This window comes from Syntrophomonas curvata, assembly GCF_052976825.1.
In genome coordinates this window covers 1,276,244-1,293,057 of sequence record NZ_CM129641.1, presented here as the reverse complement: position 1 = coordinate 1,293,057, position 16,814 = coordinate 1,276,244, and the positions used below count along the sequence as shown (strand labels likewise).

General features: G+C 48.0%; 17 protein-coding genes. 3 read left to right on the top strand and 14 right to left on the bottom strand.

Annotation, left to right across the window (positions count from 1 at the left end; all coding sequences use genetic code 11):
- Nucleotides 1-17 precede the first annotated feature (17 nt).
- Together fakA and ACU70B_RS05730 are read right to left on the bottom strand one after the other, a co-directional pair.
- Entirely contained in the window at nt 18-1,652 is a 1,635-nt protein-coding gene (gene fakA / locus ACU70B_RS05735) for a fatty acid kinase ATP-binding subunit FakA (protein ID WP_447185390.1), read from the bottom strand.
- Between the two features lie 16 nt (nt 1,653-1,668).
- Entirely contained in the window at nt 1,669-2,031 is a 363-nt protein-coding gene (locus ACU70B_RS05730; RefSeq protein ID WP_447185389.1) for an Asp23/Gls24 family envelope stress response protein, read from the bottom strand.
- Between the two features lie 124 nt (nt 2,032-2,155).
- Between ACU70B_RS05730 and rpmB the strand changes: the two genes are divergently transcribed.
- Nucleotides 2,156-2,344: a 50S ribosomal protein L28 gene (gene rpmB, locus ACU70B_RS05725; protein ID WP_447185388.1), complete on the top strand. Its 189-nt coding sequence runs from the start codon at nt 2,156-2,158 to the stop codon at nt 2,342-2,344.
- A gap of 24 nt (nt 2,345-2,368) precedes the next feature.
- On the opposite strand, the gene hslO is transcribed toward rpmB, so the two are convergent.
- Nucleotides 2,369-3,256: an Hsp33 family molecular chaperone HslO gene (gene hslO, locus ACU70B_RS05720; RefSeq protein WP_447185387.1), complete on the bottom strand. Its 888-nt coding sequence runs from the start codon at nt 3,254-3,256 to the stop codon at nt 2,369-2,371.
- A gap of 263 nt (nt 3,257-3,519) precedes the next feature.
- Here hslO and ACU70B_RS05715 point away from each other — a divergent pair, with 263 nt between their 5' ends.
- Nucleotides 3,520-4,050 carry a gamma carbonic anhydrase family protein gene (locus ACU70B_RS05715; protein ID WP_447185386.1) on the top strand — a complete coding sequence of 177 codons (531 nt, stop codon included), beginning with the start codon at nt 3,520-3,522 and terminating at the stop codon, nt 4,048-4,050.
- A gap of 306 nt (nt 4,051-4,356) precedes the next feature.
- Complete coding sequence (locus ACU70B_RS05710; RefSeq protein WP_447185385.1) at nt 4,357-4,974, top strand: 3D domain-containing protein; 618 nt, start codon at nt 4,357-4,359, stop codon at nt 4,972-4,974.
- A gap of 36 nt (nt 4,975-5,010) precedes the next feature.
- Here ACU70B_RS05710 and coaD read toward each other — a convergent pair whose 3' ends face one another.
- The 11 genes from coaD to nirJ2 form a co-directional block, all read right to left on the bottom strand.
- Nucleotides 5,011-5,499: a pantetheine-phosphate adenylyltransferase gene (coaD, locus tag ACU70B_RS05705; protein ID WP_447185384.1), complete on the bottom strand. Its 489-nt coding sequence runs from the start codon at nt 5,497-5,499 to the stop codon at nt 5,011-5,013.
- Between the two features lie 143 nt (nt 5,500-5,642).
- Nucleotides 5,643-6,809: an acyl-CoA dehydrogenase family protein gene (locus tag ACU70B_RS05700; RefSeq protein ID WP_447185383.1), complete on the bottom strand. Its 1,167-nt coding sequence runs from the start codon at nt 6,807-6,809 to the stop codon at nt 5,643-5,645.
- A 193-nt stretch (nt 6,810-7,002) separates the two neighbouring features.
- A complete protein-coding gene (locus ACU70B_RS05695; protein ID WP_447185382.1) occupies nt 7,003-8,187 on the bottom strand; it encodes an acetyl-CoA C-acetyltransferase in 1,185 nt (394 codons plus the stop codon).
- Nucleotides 8,188-8,383: 196 nt separating this feature from the next.
- On the bottom strand, nt 8,384-10,513 hold the full coding sequence (locus tag ACU70B_RS05690; RefSeq protein ID WP_447185381.1) for a heterodisulfide reductase-related iron-sulfur binding cluster: 2,130 nt from the start codon (nt 10,511-10,513) through the stop codon (nt 8,384-8,386).
- A gap of 89 nt (nt 10,514-10,602) precedes the next feature.
- Nucleotides 10,603-11,556, bottom strand: a complete 954-nt coding sequence (locus ACU70B_RS05685) for an electron transfer flavoprotein subunit alpha/FixB family protein (protein ID WP_447185380.1) — start codon at nt 11,554-11,556, stop codon at nt 10,603-10,605.
- 41 nt (nt 11,557-11,597) lie between these two features.
- A complete protein-coding gene (locus ACU70B_RS05680) occupies nt 11,598-12,356 on the bottom strand; it encodes an electron transfer flavoprotein subunit beta/FixA family protein (RefSeq protein WP_447185379.1) in 759 nt (252 codons plus the stop codon).
- Between the two features lie 258 nt (nt 12,357-12,614).
- On the bottom strand, nt 12,615-13,388 hold the full coding sequence (locus ACU70B_RS05675) for a CheR family methyltransferase (protein ID WP_447185378.1): 774 nt from the start codon (nt 13,386-13,388) through the stop codon (nt 12,615-12,617).
- A 59-nt stretch (nt 13,389-13,447) separates the two neighbouring features.
- Nucleotides 13,448-14,734, bottom strand: a complete 1,287-nt coding sequence (gene hemL, locus ACU70B_RS05670) for a glutamate-1-semialdehyde 2,1-aminomutase (RefSeq protein ID WP_447185377.1) — start codon at nt 14,732-14,734, stop codon at nt 13,448-13,450.
- Between the two features lie 151 nt (nt 14,735-14,885).
- Nucleotides 14,886-15,356, bottom strand: a complete 471-nt coding sequence (gene ahbB / locus ACU70B_RS05665; protein WP_447185376.1) for a siroheme decarboxylase subunit beta — start codon at nt 15,354-15,356, stop codon at nt 14,886-14,888.
- Nucleotides 15,346-15,816 (bottom strand): siroheme decarboxylase subunit alpha, encoded by a 471-nt coding sequence (gene ahbA / locus ACU70B_RS05660; RefSeq protein ID WP_447185375.1) that lies wholly within the window; start codon nt 15,814-15,816, stop codon nt 15,346-15,348. The genes ahbB and ahbA overlap by 11 nt, the downstream gene beginning before the upstream one ends.
- The gene (gene nirJ2 / locus ACU70B_RS05655) at nt 15,809-16,813 is read right to left on the bottom strand and encodes a putative heme d1 biosynthesis radical SAM protein NirJ2 (protein ID WP_447185374.1); all 1,005 of its coding nucleotides are present in this window, start codon (nt 16,811-16,813) and stop codon (nt 15,809-15,811) included. Before nirJ2 ends, ahbA begins: the two co-directional genes overlap by 8 nt.
- Between the last annotated feature and the right edge of the window lies 1 nt (nt 16,814).

The window sequence follows — 16,814 nt, the reverse complement described above, 5'->3', positions numbered from 1 at the left end:
GCAACAGCAGCCGGTTTTTACTCTACCGATACCAGGTAGCTATAATGGGGTTGACCACCATAGTGGTATTCCACATCGCAATCAGGGTAGTGTTCTACTACGATGTCCCTGACCCTGCCGGCATCGTCCTCATCAGTTTCATCACCATAGAAAAAGGTAATCAGGCTGCTATCCTCGGTCACCATTAACTCCAGCAGCTTCAGCAGAGCATCTTCCGGAGTGCTGCTGGTGACCGTAATCTCATCACCTAAGATACCAATGATATCGCCTTCGGCTATAGTCAGTCCGTTTATGGTTGAATTCCTTACCGCATAAGTTACTTCAGCGTATTCAACCTGTTCCATCTCTTCTATCATGGCGGCGGCAATTTCCGCTATCTCTCCTGCCGGGTCATAGGCTATCAGCGCGGTAATGGCCTGCATCACAGATTTACTTGGAACCACCGTCGCCTGTTTAGCACAAAGTTCCACCACCTGGCGCGCTGCCATAATTATATTGCTGTTATTGGGAAAAATTATGACCGACTCGGCATTAACCTTATTGCAGGCGTTTAAGAGGTCTTCGGTACTGGGATTCATAGTCTGTCCGCCTTCAACCACCTCATCCACGCCCAGGCTTTTCAATACCTCTATAATCCCCTCGCCTACACCTACCGCAACCAGGCCCAGTTTTTTGGCCGGGCCGGCATTTACCGCCCGGGGGGCGTTATCCCAGTTGTTAATATGCTCATGAACCTCTTCCAGCATATTATTCACCTTGATATCGCTTAATTGTCCCCATTGCAGACAGGTCTCGAGCACCTTGCCGGGGTGGTTGGAATGAATATGAACCTTAACCAGTTCCTCGTCTCCAACTACCAGCATGGAGTCTCCCAACGGCCGGAGGTGGTCCTTGATATCATCCACTGCCATGCTTCTGCCCTTAATCAGAACCTCGGTGCAATACTGAAACTCGAGCTTAATATCCTCTTTGTTCACTCTGTCTCCAGCCACTGGAGCCATCTTTTCCCGATAATCGCTTAATTCTATCTCCTTTTCCTGAGCCAGCCCTTCTACAACGCCCTCCAGGAAGTATATCAGCCCTTGTCCCCCCGCATCCACCACTCCCGCCTCTTTCAAAATAGGCAGCAAAGACGGAGTCTTTTCCAGCGTGCCGTAACCAGTAGCTATTCCAGCCAACAGGGTGGCAACAATATCGCTATCCTTGCGCGCTTCGTTTTCACAGGCCAATGCTATCTCTCGTATTACCGTGAGTATAGTGCCCTCTACCGGCTTCATAACTGCCTCATAGGCAGTCTGCGATCCTGACTTGAGGGCCAATGCCAGATCCAGTGCACCGGCTTTTTGTTTTCCCTCCAGCGTACGGGCGAAACCTCGAAAAATCTGGGAGAGAATAACTCCGGAATTGCCCCGGGCTCCCATCAAAGATCCCATCGAAACAGCTCTGGCCACCTTACTGAGAGGCTGATTAAGGTTTTTTTCGCCTTCTTTTACGGCCGATAACAGGGTCAGATACATATTGGTTCCGGTATCGCCATCAGGCACCGGGAACACATTCAGCAGATCCACCCTATCCCGATTATGTTCAAGTTTGATGCAGCCTGCTTTAATGCTTCTGACCAGATCATTCCCATCAATATAGACCAAACTCAAAATGCATTATCCTCCCCTATTTCTCTCCTAGAACCCTTACTCCTTTGACATTGACATTAACATTAGCAACATTGAGGCCGGCATTATTGTTCAAGAAATAGGTCACCTTCTGCATCACATTGTAGGCCACTTCCTTGATCTTCACACCATATCCGACTATAACATATACATCCACAATTAGTCCATCCTCGGAGCTTCGTACTGAAACGCCCTTACGGATGGATTCAATACCCAGTATACTGCTGAGGCCTGATTGGATATCCTGAGCCACCATCCCTACCAGTCCATAGCAGTCCATAGCTGCCAGACCGGCCAGGGTTTCCACCACTTCTTTTTCCACTGTGATATTTCCCAGCTCATTTGTTTTTATATTGTACATAATCTTTCCCTCCTGTTAATAAAATTGTTTATTCTACACGCTAATATTTATTCCTGCTTCTTGCCCTTTGCCGGTCGTTCTGGTAAAATATTTAAGTGCACTTGATTGAGAGGGGGCAGAGTTAATGGCAAAATGTGAAATCTGCGGGAAAAGCGTAGCCTTTGGCAAAAAATACAGCCACTCCCATATAAGAACTAACCGTCAATGGAAGCCAAATGTACAGCGGGTTAAGGTAATAGCTAACGGGACTCCCAAAAAGATGTACGTTTGCAGCCGGTGCCTGCGGTCAGGTAAAGTTCAAAGGGCAATATAACTAACCCGGGCCTTAGATAAAAATCTAAGGCTTTTGTTTTTTCAATTCTTCGATCTCCGCCCAATCATAATGATAGACTTCACCGCAAAAGTTGCATGATACCTCCAGCCTGCCTGTCTGTTCTGCCGTTTCCGCTAATTCTTCCCGGGAAAGATTAGCCAGTATAGCCGCCAACCGCTCTCGGTCACAGGTACAGCGGAAAGCCAGAGGACTTTGGCCGATGATATCGTAGCCCATATCACCCATCAAAATCTTCAAAACCGACTCCAGGTCTTGACTCCGGGCCATAACATCACTGATACTGTTCAGGCTCAGGATATTGTTTTCCAAGCTTTCCAGAACAGCATCTTGTGCACCTGGCATGGCCTGTACTATCAGGCCTCCAGCCGCTTTGACGCTGAGATCGGTGTCCACCAGCACCCCCAGGGCAACCAGCGAAGGAATCTGCTCCGACAGCAGGAAGTAGCTGGTCAGGTCTTCCGCGATTTCCCCGCTTACCAGGTTTACCCTGCCTATAAAGGGTTGCTTCATTCCTGTGTCCCTGATGACTTCCAGATAGCCCTCACGCCCTACCAGTTCCCCTACCGCCAATTTTCCCGGATGACGGGACGGCAAATCGGCCTGCGGGTTGGAAATAAAGGCGCGGCCATTGCCATGCGAGTCAACCGTCGCCACAATAGCCCCCCCTATTCCCTCCCCGTTGATTCTTAAGGTAAGGGTATCCGATTCGTTTTTTAAATCACTGCCCATAAGGAGGGCGGCAGTTAAAACCCGCCCCAGAGCAGCCGAAGCGGTTGCTGAGGTGTCATGCCGGCGATGGGCTTCCTCTGCCAGAGCAGTGGTGTGAGCTATAGTAATTCTCACCGTTTTATCTTTATCTATGGCCTTGAGCAAATAATCTTTCGTAATCATACCGTGTACCTTTCTATCTGTTTCTCTAGTAATTATACCCAGAAATCCGCCAGTTTCAAAATAGAATCCTGCTTTTGAAAACAAATACTAAATATTGAGGCAGAAATGACAAAATATCTTATAATTATAAAACAGGAATTGATTTAGGCTGCAGCGGCTTAAATCCGCAGGCGGCGGTAATTAATAAATACTATACCAGCGCGTACAACCTGAAACGGTTCCCGTTGCATTCAAGATATTATAACGATTGGAGGAGCTTTGGCATGCCCATCTATGAGTTCGAAGGCAAGCGTCCGGCGATAGGAAAAGACTGTTTTGTTCACCCGCAGGCGGTAATAATCGGTGAAGTGGAACTGGGCGAGCGCTGCTACGTTGGTGCAGGAGCAGTGATCAGGGGTGATTACGGAAAAATCGTTATCGGCAGCGGCACTAATATCCAGGAGAACTGTATTATTCACTCTGAACCGGAAACTATAGCCATAATCGAGGAGAACAGCCTTATAGGGCATAGTGCCATAGTTCACGGCCCCTGCCTGGTGCAGCAAAATGTCACCGTCGGCATGGGCTCCATAATATCTTCCGGCTGTGAGCTGGAGAGCGATAGCCTTCTGGCCGCAGGCAGCGTGCTTCCTCCCGGCCGCACGGTACCTAAAGCCAAGATAGCTATGGGTAATCCTGCCCGGGTAGTCAAAGATCTGGACGAGCAAAATAGAATTTATAACCAGATCGGGGTGAAATTATACCAGGATTTAGCACTGCGCTGTATTCACGATTTAAAACTGGTCACAGAATAATTAGCGCTTGATTATCCTTAACTTGCAGGATAGAGACTGTTGTTGGCTGTTATGCGGTTTGGCCCGCCATTGGCGCATAATACCATCAGACAGTTACTCCCAGCATCTTTATGGTTTATAAAACATTTGCCGGAACAATAACTGCTCAGCTTAAATTATCCCATGCACAGTAAAAATAACCGGTTTGTCCCATTTAGGCTTCTTGCTTACAATTAGGCCATATTTGGTTTGCTGCCTTGCTAAACTGCTATTAATGCCTGACCAGTTTATGCCAGAAACAAAAAACAGTTTAGAAAGGAGTCTTTAATGCTAAGCAAGAAGATTATTTTTCCCCTTCTAATGGTAATGTTGCTCTTTACAGGACTAATACTAGTAAACGCCCAGCAAGCTGTAGCTGCAGATCCTAATCTGTCCATAGGTTCTCGGGGGAATGTTGTGGTACAAGTACAGCAAGCCCTCAATTCTAAAGGCTACTGGTGTGGAAATGCCGACGGCATTTTCGGTTCCCAAACATATTCTGCGGTAATCAGATTCCAGCGTGATGCCGGATTGGGCGTAGATGGCATCGTAGGACCCCAAACCCAAAAGGCTTTAGGTTTGCGCTTAGGCTCTCCTGCCTATGTTCCGTCTCGCGGAACCAGAACCATTTCATTGGTAGCAACCGGATATTGCCCCTGCGCAAAATGCAACTACCCTTATGGCGGACAGCCTTCTTACCTCGGATATCCGTTAAGGAAAGGTATAGCCGCGGTAGACCCTCGGGTAATTCCCATGGGCAGCAGGCTGTATATTGAAGGCTATGGTAGCGCTATAGCAGCCGATCAGGGTAATGCTATTAAAGGGAACAGGATTGACCTCTGCTTCTCTACCCACCAACAGGCACTAAACTGGGGAATCAGAAAAGTACGGGTGACTGTCTATTAGTAAAAAACGGGACTACCCTATTGGTAGTCCCACTTTTTACAGATTCAGCTGCCTCCGCTTTTCTTCCAGCCCCTTCTTTACGACCTCCGGAACCAGTCCATTTATATCCCCTCCCAGCAGGGCGGCTTCTTTGATGATACTGGAGCTTACGAAAATATATTTGCTGTCCGACATTACAAAAATGGTATCTAATCCCGGCATAAGCTTTTTATTTATCATTGCCATGTGCATTTCATACTCAAAATCAGCTACCGTCCTCAAGCCTCTGATAATGGCGCAGGCATTTTTCTCACTAAGATAATTTGCCAGCAGGCCGCTGAAGCATTCAACTTCAATATTAACCAGGTGTTTGCTGCTTTCTCGAATCAATGCTACCCGCTCGTCGAGTGTAAATAGCGCCTTTTTACTTACGTTGTGTACTACGGCGACTATTATTTTATCAAAGATTTTGCTGGTTTTCTCCAAGATGTCTATATGACCATTGGTAACCGGGTCAAAACTCCCCGGATAGACTGCCAGCCGCACCTACACTCCCCCTTTGCCAAGTCCTCTATTAGAAAGTACTTTTCTATTCCCATCTCATATTTCCCTGCCAGAACTCCTAATTTCATTATAAATAAGAAAACGGGATTACTCCCGTTTTCTAGTATAGGGCTAATTACCTCTTTTTAGTACTCGTAATTGAAGATGTCACCGCGCTTCAGGCAGTTGGCAATGGTCAGCCTCTGAATTTCATTGGTGCCTTCATAGATTTGGGTGATCTTGGCATCACGCATCATTCTTTCTACCGGATAGTCACGGGTATAGCCGTAACCGCCCAGTACCTGCACCGCTTCAGTGGTTACCTGCATGGCCACATCTCCAGCAAAACATTTGGCAAATGCCCCCTGCTTCTGGTAGGAGAGGCCGGCATCTTCCCTCCAGGCCACTTCATAAACCAGGTTTCTGGCAGCCTGAACCTTCATAGCCATATCGGCCAGTTTGAAAGATACCCCCTGGTTGGCAAAGACCGGTTTGCCGAACTGCTGCCGCTCCAGAGCAAAGGCTAAGGCATGACGGAAAGCTCCTTCGGCAATTCCCAGAGCCTGGGCAGCTATCCCTACGCGACCGCCGTTGAGGACCTGCATGGTCTGCTTGAAGCCGTCGCCTTCATTGCCAATCAGGTTTTCGGCAGGTACCCTGCAATCCTCAAATACCAATTCGTAGGTAGCCGAAGAGCGGATACCCATTTTCTTTTCCTTCTTGCCGAAGGTAAAGCCGGGAGTTCCTTTTTCCACTACGATATAACTGCTGTTGCCGTGCTTCTGGTCTTTGCTTCCGGTACGGACCAGGTTGACATAGATGTCGGCATAGTAGCCGTTGGTGATAAATATCTTGGTGCCATTCAGTATATAGGAATTACCATCTTTGACTGCGGTCATCGCCGTAGCGCCTACGTCAGAACCTGCTCCCGGCTCGGTCAGGCCCAGAGCTCCCAGGCTTTCACCTGATGCCAGCCGGGGCAGCCATTTCTGTTTCTGCTCTTCATTGGCCAGATGCAATATGGGCCAAGTGCACAACGAAGTATGAGCTGACAGGGTTACGCCCATGGAGGCACAATTACGGGATATTTCCTCGACGGCCATGGCATACACCAAGGCGCCGGCATTGGTGCCGTCATATTCTTCCGGTACAATCAAGCCGGCCAAGCCCAGTTCGGCCATTTTTCTCCAGCATTCCTCATCAAACTGTTCCTTCTCATCCCGCTCTTCCGCTCCGGGGGCTACAACCTCATCCGAAAAATCGGCAAAGGTTCTTTTGAACATTCTCTGTTCGTCGCTTAAGCCAAAGTCCACCAATACTCCCTCCAATATATCTCTCTATTTGATGTTTTTTGACGCCAACCCTCGGGTATTGCCGGTTTATGTCAATGCTTAATAGAGACTATACTGCCTTGGGTAATTTATATCAACCCATTTTTAGATAAAATTCCTTTATCTAGTTATTACAGTTTCTAATAAAATATATTCGTGCTCTGCCCTTTCCCGGCTAGATTCTCTCTACAATCAAGGCAGTTCCCATACCGCCGCCTATGCACAGGGTAGCCAGGCCGTACCTGGATTCGCGCTTCTGCATTTCATACAGGAGAGTGACCAGTATTCTGGCGCCGGAAGCCCCGATCGGATGGCCTATGGCGATAGCGCCGCCGTTGACGTTGACTTTATCCATTTTGTTCGCCCAGCCCAATTCCCGGGCTACGGCTATGGATTGCGCCGCAAAGGCTTCGTTGGCTTCAATCAGGTCCAGGTCGTCCACGGTCAGTCCGGCTTTCTCCAAAGCTTTGCGGGTAGCCGGTACCGGCCCTACTCCCATGATTTTGGGGTCAACTCCGCCGGAAGCGTAGCTTATTACTCTGGCCATGGGCTTGATACCCAGTTCATCAGCTTTTTCTTTGGACATAACGATTACGGCGGCGGCACTGTCGTTGATACCGGAGGCATTGCCCGCGGTTACACTGCCGTCTTTTTTGAAGGCCGGCTTCAGTCCGCCCATTTTGTCCAGGGTAGACTGGCGCGGATGTTCATCCGTGTCGAATACCAGGTCGCCTTTTTTGCCGGGAATGACTACCGGTACTATTTCATCTTTGAATCTGCCGGAAGCAATGGCGGCGGCAGCTCTTTCCTGGCTCTGGAAACCGAACTGATCCTGTTCTTCCCGGGTAATGCCGTAAAGGTCATTGACGTTTTCAGCGGTAATTCCCATGTGATAGCCATTGAAGGCTTCCCACAGCCCGTCTTTGATCATAACGTCGACCAGGGTGCCGTTGTTCATGCGATAGCCGTAGCGGGCTTTGTCCAGGGCAAAAGGAGCGGCGCTCATGTTTTCCATGCCGCCCGCCAGGACGATATCGGCATCGCCGGCTTTTATCACCTGGGCCGCCAGGCTGACGGCTCTTAAGCCGGAACCGCAAACTTTGTTGATGGTGAATGCGGTTGTTTCCTGAGGAATACCGGCATGGATCATAGCCTGCCGGGCAACGTTCTGACCCTGGGCGGCCTGGAGAACACAGCCGAATATTACCTCATCCACCTGCTCGCCTTTAATCCCAGCCCGCTTCAGGGCTTCGGCCATAACTACCTTACCCAGGTTCACTACCGGGGTATCCTTAAGGGCTCCGCCAAATGTACCTACCGGGGTTCTGCAAGCTCCAACCAGCACAACTTCTCTTGACATTAATCCACTACCCCCTAAACCTTAATATATTATATTAAAACCTCCAGGCTCTAAAATGAGCTCAGACACCTTAACCCCCTTCCTCATAAAATATTTCTTTTGCTCTAATAAACTAACCTAATTCTATTAGAAAATCAACAATTCATTCTATAAAAAAGGGAACCCTTGAGCAGGGTTCCCTTTTTATGGTTGGTTGTTATTCCATAGCCTTCCAAAGTATTTCGGCAACATCAAACACTTTGGTCTGTTCTTCTTTTTCTGCTGCTTTTACTCCGTCAGATATCATGGTAAGGCAGAAAGGACAGTTGGTTACTATCATTTCTGGCTCGGGAACCAGCAGTTGGTCAGTTCTGGTATCATTGATACGTTTGTAGCCTTCTACTGCTTCTTCCTCCAGCCACATGCGTCCGCCGCCGGCACCACAGCAGAAACCAAAATTCTTGCCTTTTTCAATCTCAACTACATTGCATCCTGCCGTCTTAAGAACCGTTCTGGGCTGCTCATATACGTTGTTATGGCGTCCCAGGAAGCAGGAATCATGATAAGTTATCTTGGCAGCCAAGGATTTATTGGCTTTAAGCTTACCTTCGGCTATTAACTTGGCCAAAATTTCAGTATAGTGGTAAACTTCGAAGTTTCCACCCATTTGCGGATATTCGTTTTTCAGGGCAGTGTAACCATGGGGGCAAACGACTATGATCTTCTTGACGCCATAGTTATTAAAGGACTCCAGATTCTGCTGCACCAAGGTCTGATAAAGGTACTCGTTGCCTAATCTTCTAGCCGAGTCTCCGCAGCAGTACTCCTCGGTGCCCAGATAACCAAAGCTTACCCCGGCCTTATCAAGCAGTCTGACCAGCGCTTCGCCAACCTTCTTATATCTGTCATCAAAGGATACTGCACAACCGGCATAAAGCAGATATTCAAATTCTTTGCCGTCTTCCGGTAAGAGGTTTACCATTTCTCTAACGCCTCTTTCCGTCAACCACCCGGCGCGATTAGCCCAACCTACCCCCCAGGGATTGTAATTGCGCTCCATATTAGTAAAGGCCATCTGGGCTTCACCCAGCATATCGCCCTGCCACATAACCAGGTTACGGCGCATTTCGATTATTTTGGGAATGTGCTCTATAAACATGGGGCAATGTTCCATACATGCCCGGCAGTTGGTGCAATCCCATATAACGTCAGTAGTAACAATATCATAAATCAGGCTGGCTTCCATGGGATTGGTGGCCTCTGCTTCTTCCGTCATCGCCATTTCTTCCACCTCAGCCGCTCCACCGGCTTTAGCCTCTAAGAGATACGGAGCTTTGGCATCCAGGTGATTTTTCATGGCCTGAATAAGGGTGACTTTAGGATTGAGATGTTTACCGGTGTTAAATGCGGGACAGTTCTCCTGACACCTTCCGCAACGGATACAGGCATCCAGGTCAAGCAGATCCTTCCAGCCAAATTCTTCGATGTTCTCTACCCCAAACGAAGTAGCTTCCTCAATATTGTATACCATACGGCAGGCGGACGGTTCGAGATCGCGGAAAGCATAGTTCAGCATGCTGGCAAAAATATGCCACAGCTTGGTAAAAGGGACAAGGGCTATAAAAGCGAATGCAATAGCCATGTGGAACCACCAGAGAATACGGTGCCACATTAGAGCGGAATCGACGGTCATACCGCCAAAAAGGCTAGCAAAGAGCCAGCCTATAGGAGATGCCAGCTGTTCGTAGGCAATCTGATCCAGGGTGGCTGACATTTGGATTTGAGCAGATATTCTTAAACCTTCAATAAAGTAACCGGTAAGCAGAATAACGAATATCAACAGAATCATCCAACCGTCTTCAGCCCGGGTATCATTGAGACGCTCCGGTTTCTGTATATATCTGATTGCTGCCAGAACCAGGATACCAATCAGGGCTAACAAGCCAAGTATATCAACTACAGCTGAAAAGCCGATATAGGAAGACCCTTCGATATGCGGCCAGCCCAACCAGAAATGGGAAGCATCCACACCCGCTGCCAAGGCCAATACCAGGAATCCCCAAAACAGGAAGGCGTGCATCCAACCGGCCAATGGCTTACGAATAACTCTGGCCTGAGCAAAGCTGAAAACCAACCAGGAGACAATACGGGCACCAGCCTTGTCATTTCGATGCAACTCTCCCTTGGCCAGATACCATACCCTCGCCCTCTTATAAAAACCGTAAAGAAAAATTCCTATGGGGATAAACATTAAAATATAAATAAGCCATTCGTAGGGAACATTGGCCCCGACTACCCGCATCGGGACATCATAGCCGCCTTGTAATTTTTCAAAGCCAAAAATCATCGATTCATTCCCTCCTCAAAAACACAACCAGGTAATTTACTGGATATACATAAGTATACCCAGTAAACACCATTCCCGACGGAGGCCAACTACTTCTTCAGTTCAGCAACCAGAAGAGGAACAACCTTGAACAAGTCGCCGACAACGCCAAAATCGGATACGTTAAATATAGGAGCTTCGGTATCAGTGTTAACCGCAGCTATAAACTTGGAGGAAGACATGCCCGCCAGATGCTGGATAGCTCCGGAAATACCGCAAGCAACATAGAGGTTGGGGTTAACTACCTTGCCGGTTTGCCCTACCTGGAGTTCATGTCCCAGCCAGCCGGAATCAATGGAGGCACGTGATCCGCCGACTGCAGCTCCTAGCAGGTCAGCGAATTCTTCGACAATTTTGATTCCTTCGGGGCCTTTGCATCCGCGGCCGCCGGATACCACAACTTCAGCTTCGGTCAGTTCCGGACGAGCTGAAACCGTGGGCTTGAATTCTTTGACTACCTGATAAACATCGCCTGCACTGGCGGCAACAGCGGGTTCTACCACTGCACCGGCACCGGCACCTTCGGCTACGCCGAATACGCCCGGGCGAATAGTTGCCAGTATAGGACTGGTTGTAACTTCTGCCTTGGCCAAGGCTTTACCAGCGTAAATAGCCCTTGTGAATACGCCCTTGCCCGCACTGATTTCAGCGGCAATAACGTCAGTTGCCAATCCTGCTTCCAATTTCTGAGCCAGGCGGGAAGCAAAATCCCTGCCGTTAAAGCTGTGGGCAAACAGAACTGCGTTGGGCTTAAACTCATTTATCATAGCCACCATCTGGGCTACATAGGCGCCCGTATTATAATCTGCAAATATGTCGCCTTCGACAACGTATACTTTATCCGCACCGAATTTGGCAAATTCCGGAGCCAGGCCTTTAACACCCTTACCGAAAACAACGGCACTTACTTCATCACCGTATTTCTTAGCTTCTGTGAGCATTTCGAATGTTACTTTACGGATATTCCCATCTCTTTGTTCTACAAATACCCATGTTCCTGCCATCGATTACCCTCCTTATATAATAAGTAAAAACTTATTCATAATTATTTTATTTCTATTTTAACAACGTTCTTCATCCAGTCGGCCAGCTTGGCAGCAGCTACATCGGGGTCTTCTTCGATCTTGATGCCGGCTTGTTTTGCTGCCGGTAAAGAATACTCAACTATGGTTACTTTATTGTCAGCCGCAGCAGCAGCAACTGTAGCCACCGGTTTTTTCTTGGCCTGCATGATACCCTTCATGGAAGGATAACGGGGTTCGTTCCAGCTTACCTGACTGGATATTACTGCAGGCAGGCTAACTTCGGTTATTTGAGTTCCGCCATCAGCTTCACTGGCGGCAACAGCCTTGCCGCCGGCGATATCCAGGCTGGTTATAACGTTTACATGAGGTAAGCCAAGGATTTCTGCGATGCGGGTGGGAACCTGGGAAGAGCCGTCATCAGCAGCGACATGGCCTGCCAGTACCAGATCCGGATTCTCGTCTTTGATAGCAGCGGCCAAGGCAACTGCCCGGGCATATTCATCGGCACCTGTGTCCTGAGTAACCAGTATGCCCCTGTCTGCGCCCATGGCAAGAGCGGTGCGGATGGCGTCCATAGCCTTGTCAGAACCAGCGGAAACAACCACTATTTCCTTGGCTACGCCCTTTTCCTTCAACTGGATAGCACCTTCAACTGCTACTTCGTCATAAGGATTAATAATCAGATTAATACCAGCGTCGGCGATTTTGCCATCCTTTAATTCAATTTTGGCCTCTGTGTCAAATGTTTGCTTAACACATACTAGAACCTTCAAGTTCATTCCTCCTTTTCAACTAATAGTTTTTAACTGTGCTTAAACTGAAAAAGATAACCCACCGAGAAGCAAAACTAGCTCTCTCCATCACCCCCATGATCAAGATCTATATATTTTTGCCCACGGCAACATTACCGCCAGGGTTAAAAATATAATTAAAAGTTCAAAAAAAATAGGCATATCAATAATAACGTTCGATGTTGATGTGTTTTTTCCTGCTTTTTTAAGTTAAATGATAAAGATTTTGTTAATTTCGTATCAATCCTATATTTTTTGATAGAAAAACGTGGCAATCGACTGTAAGCCCAGTTCCCGGGCTTGAAATATCTGTTCCGTACTCCCGATGAAGAGAACCCCCCCGGGACGCAGGGCATCGCAAAATTTCCGATACAGCCTCTGCTTGCTCTCCTCAGTGAAATATATTACCACATTGCGGCACAGTATGAGGTCAAAAGCTCGTCCGAAGCTGTCTTTAAGCAAATCCTGCTGCTGAAACCGAACCATTTTTTTAAGATTGTCCTTAATGCGGTAAAAGCTGCCCTCCGGTACAAAGTATTTCTCCAGGTAACTAGATGGCAACGATTGCACTGCCTTACCGGAATAAATGCCCAGAGCCGCCTTCTCCAGCACTTCATTATCGATATCCGTGGCCAGGATAGGGTCGCTTAAATCAATATGGCTTTCACTGCACATCATAGCCAGTGAATAAGCTTCTTCACCCGTCGAACAACCGGCGCTCCAGATTCTCAATTTTTTATTGTCTTTAAGCAGAACCGGGGTAATCTGCTTCTCCATTATCTCCCAATGATTGGTATTACGAAAAAACTCTGATACATTGATGGTTATATGGTCTAAAAATTTCCGATATACTTCTCGATTACTGCCTAACAGGTCGATAAAACTCTTATAATCACCCGCATTCACAGTGCGCATAAAACTATTGATACGCCTCTCCATCTGCGGTCTTTTATATGATTTCAGGTCGATTTTACTGAGAGTTTCAAATTTACGTATAAATAAATCCCAGTCATTTTCCAAGCAAAATCCCCCCCGGAGGCATTTGTAAAATAATTAGGAGAAGGTGTTCAGCACCGTCTTTAGATAATCCTCTCCAAAGCCCGGTTAACTGCAGCTACGGTTTTCTCTATATCGTCCAAATCATGGGCACACGATAGGAAGCTAACTTCAAACTGAGCCGGGGGCAGGTATACGCCCTCTTTTAGCAATTCACGGTAGAATTCCGCATATTTTCGGGTGTCGCAGTTCATTACCGTTTCATAGCAGTGAACCTCTTCATTGGTAAAGAAAACACAAAACATCGAGCCCAGCCGGTTTACGCTGTAATAAAGATCATGGTCCTCAAAAGCGCTTTTTACCTGGGTGGTCAGGACATAAGTCATTACTTCCAGGCGGTCGTACCAGTCGCTGTCCTTAAGTATGCGCAGAGTGGCAGCTCCGGCAGCCATGGCCAGAGGATTTCCGGAAAGGGTTCCCGCCTGGTACACGTCTCCGCTGGGAGCTACCCGCTCCATAATATCTTTCCGGCCGCCATAAGCCCCGACCGGTAATCCCCCCCCGATTATTTTGCCCAGGGTGGTCAGATCGGGAGCTATATTGCAGTAGTTCTGGAACCCGCCATAGCAAAGACGAAAACCGCTTATTACTTCATCAAATATTAACAGACTGCCATTAAATTCAGTAATGCTGCGCAATCCTTTTAGAAATTCCCCATCAGGAAGCACCAGCCCCATATTGCCGGCAATGGGCTCAACGATTACCGCAGCTATATCCCGGCCCCACTCTTTAAACAGTTTTTTAACCGACTCCAGGTCATTGTACCGGGCAATCAGGGTATCCTGCACAACCGCCTCCGGAACGCCCGGACTGCTGGGAACACCTGCAGTCAAAAGACCGGAACCGGCCTTAAGCAAAAAAGCATCGGCATGTCCGTGGTAGCAGCCCTCAAACTTGATTATCTTATTTCTTCCGGTATAGGCGCGTGCCAGCCTGACGGCGCTCATGGTGGCCTCGGTTCCGGAATTAACCATACGTATTCTCTCTATTGACGGCATGGCTTTGGTTATAAGCTCGGCCAGCTCGAGTTCCCCTTCACAGGGAGCCCCGTAACTGGTTCCCCGTTGTGCGGCCTGGCATATGGCCTCTATTACTTCAGGATGACTATGGCCCAGAATTAAAGGGCCCCATGAACCTACATAATCGATATATTCATTTCCGTCTGCATCATAGATTTTAGAGCCTTTTCCAGCTTTGATAAACACCGGATTCATGCCTACCGCCTTGAAGGCCCTGACCGGACTGTTTACCCCGCCTGGTATTAAGCACTGAGCCCTGGCAAACAGCTGTTCAGATTTTTCCCTCGCCATTTTTTATTTCTCCTTATAATCGGTATTTACCCGCAATTTTAAATATACCTAAAATACGTTGCCTAACCCTTAACGTCCGAAGGGTACGACCCGTAAAAAGGCCCTCTGCTTTCTTTCGGTGCGGAATACAGGAAATGCAAGGAACGCGGAATTATAATTCATATTCCATACTAACTTTTTTCAGTTCCCGGACACTCCTGATAATAATATAATCCTTAACGCCTGTCTGCCAAGCCATATCTTCCACCAGTCTTTCCATCTGCTCGTCGCTGCCGGCATGTATCATGGTGAAAAAGTTGTATCCGAATTCCTCGGGCACATCCCTCAGATAGCAGTGACTTGCCTGATCATAGGAAGCCATTATCATTCCTACCTGGTCGGCGTCCTCCGCTTCGACTTTCCAGGCCACCATGGCATTGGCGGTAAAACCAGCCCGGTAATGAGCCAGTATGGTGGCAAATCGTCTTATTATACCACGTTCCTGCCAGTGCCTGATACGGGTAATTATTTCATCCTCGCTTAAATTAAGACTTTGCGCCAGGGATAAAAAAGGACGGGGCTCCAGCGGAATATCACCCTGAATAAAATTAATTATCTCTCGATCCAGGTCACTAATCTTCATGGCTATCTCCCATATTTAAGCTTACTTTAATCTTGTACGGTTTTAATGTCGGCATGGAAAGAACCTTAACCCCGGTAGATTTCTCAATATCATATATAGTGGTCATTGCCTCTTCATATGAGGAGACAGTCAAAGTAAACCAGACATTATACCGATGATCACGCACATAGTTATGAGTTACGCCCTTCCGGGCGTTTATCACCCCGGCTACTTCATCTATACGTTCGGCTTCAACCTTACAGGCGCAAAGGGTAGAATAATAACCCATTCGGCGCGAATCCAAGATAGCGCCGGTCCGCCTGATAACCCCATCTTTTTTCATGCGCCGAATACGCTCTAATACCTCAGTCTCGCCGATGTTCAACCTTTCAGCCAAATCCAGGTAGGGACGGGGGCTAAGAGGAAAATCGTTTTGCATAATATCGAGAAGCTTGCAATCCAACCTATCCAGACTATCCATGACCTTCACATCCTTTAGGCCGGTAAAGGCACCATTCGTCTTCAGCCATATAATCACCGCCGCTGTAATAATAGGCTCGGGCCCGGCATCCCCCGCAGCGATCGTTATAATCACAAGCCCCGCATTTGCCTTTATATTCAGTGGTGCGCAACTCCTTCAGCAGAGTGTTTTCATGCCAAATTACATCAAAGGGCTCGTCTTTAACATTACCCAGGCGAATATCCATATAGGCACAAGGCTGAACATCCCCCCGGGGACTTACGATACAATAGCTGATACCTGCCAGACATCCGCGGGAAAAACGCACCGGTATCCCTTTTTTATCTGCCACCCGCATAAACTGGGGGGCGCAGGTAGGTTTTATTTCAATATCGACCTGCTTCTGCTTCTCCATCAAACGGGCGATAGTCTTTTCATATTCCGCCACCTTCAAGGCCTCATCCTCTATATTTACTGCTCGTCCGGTCGGTACCAGGAAAAAGATATGATGCGCCATGGCGCCAATCTCCACCGCAAAGTCGGTAATACTCTCCAGTTCATTAACATTCCAGTCCATAACGGTGGTATGGATCTGAAACGGGACACCTGCAGCTCTAAGGTTTTCCATACCCTTCAAGGTAAGTTCATAAGCCCGATCCAGCTTGCGGAAGGAATCATTTTTTCCTGCATCCAGGCTGTCCAGACTCACCCCGGCAGCCATAAAGCCTGCCTTTTTCAGCTTGGCCGCCGCTTCGGGACTGATCAGGGTACCATTGGTTCCCAGTACCGCCCTTAGGCCCTGTTGGGCGGCATAGGCCCCGAGTTCGTAAATATCCTCCCGCATAAGAGGCTCTCCGCCGCTAAAAATCATAATGCGGAAGCCGGCTTTTTTAATTTCCCGGATAAGCTTTTTGGCCTGCCCGGTATTCAGTTCGTCCGCCAGCCGGGCACCGGCTTCCCGGTAGCAATGGTCGCAAAACATATTGCATTGATTGGTTGTATTCCATGATACCAGCATA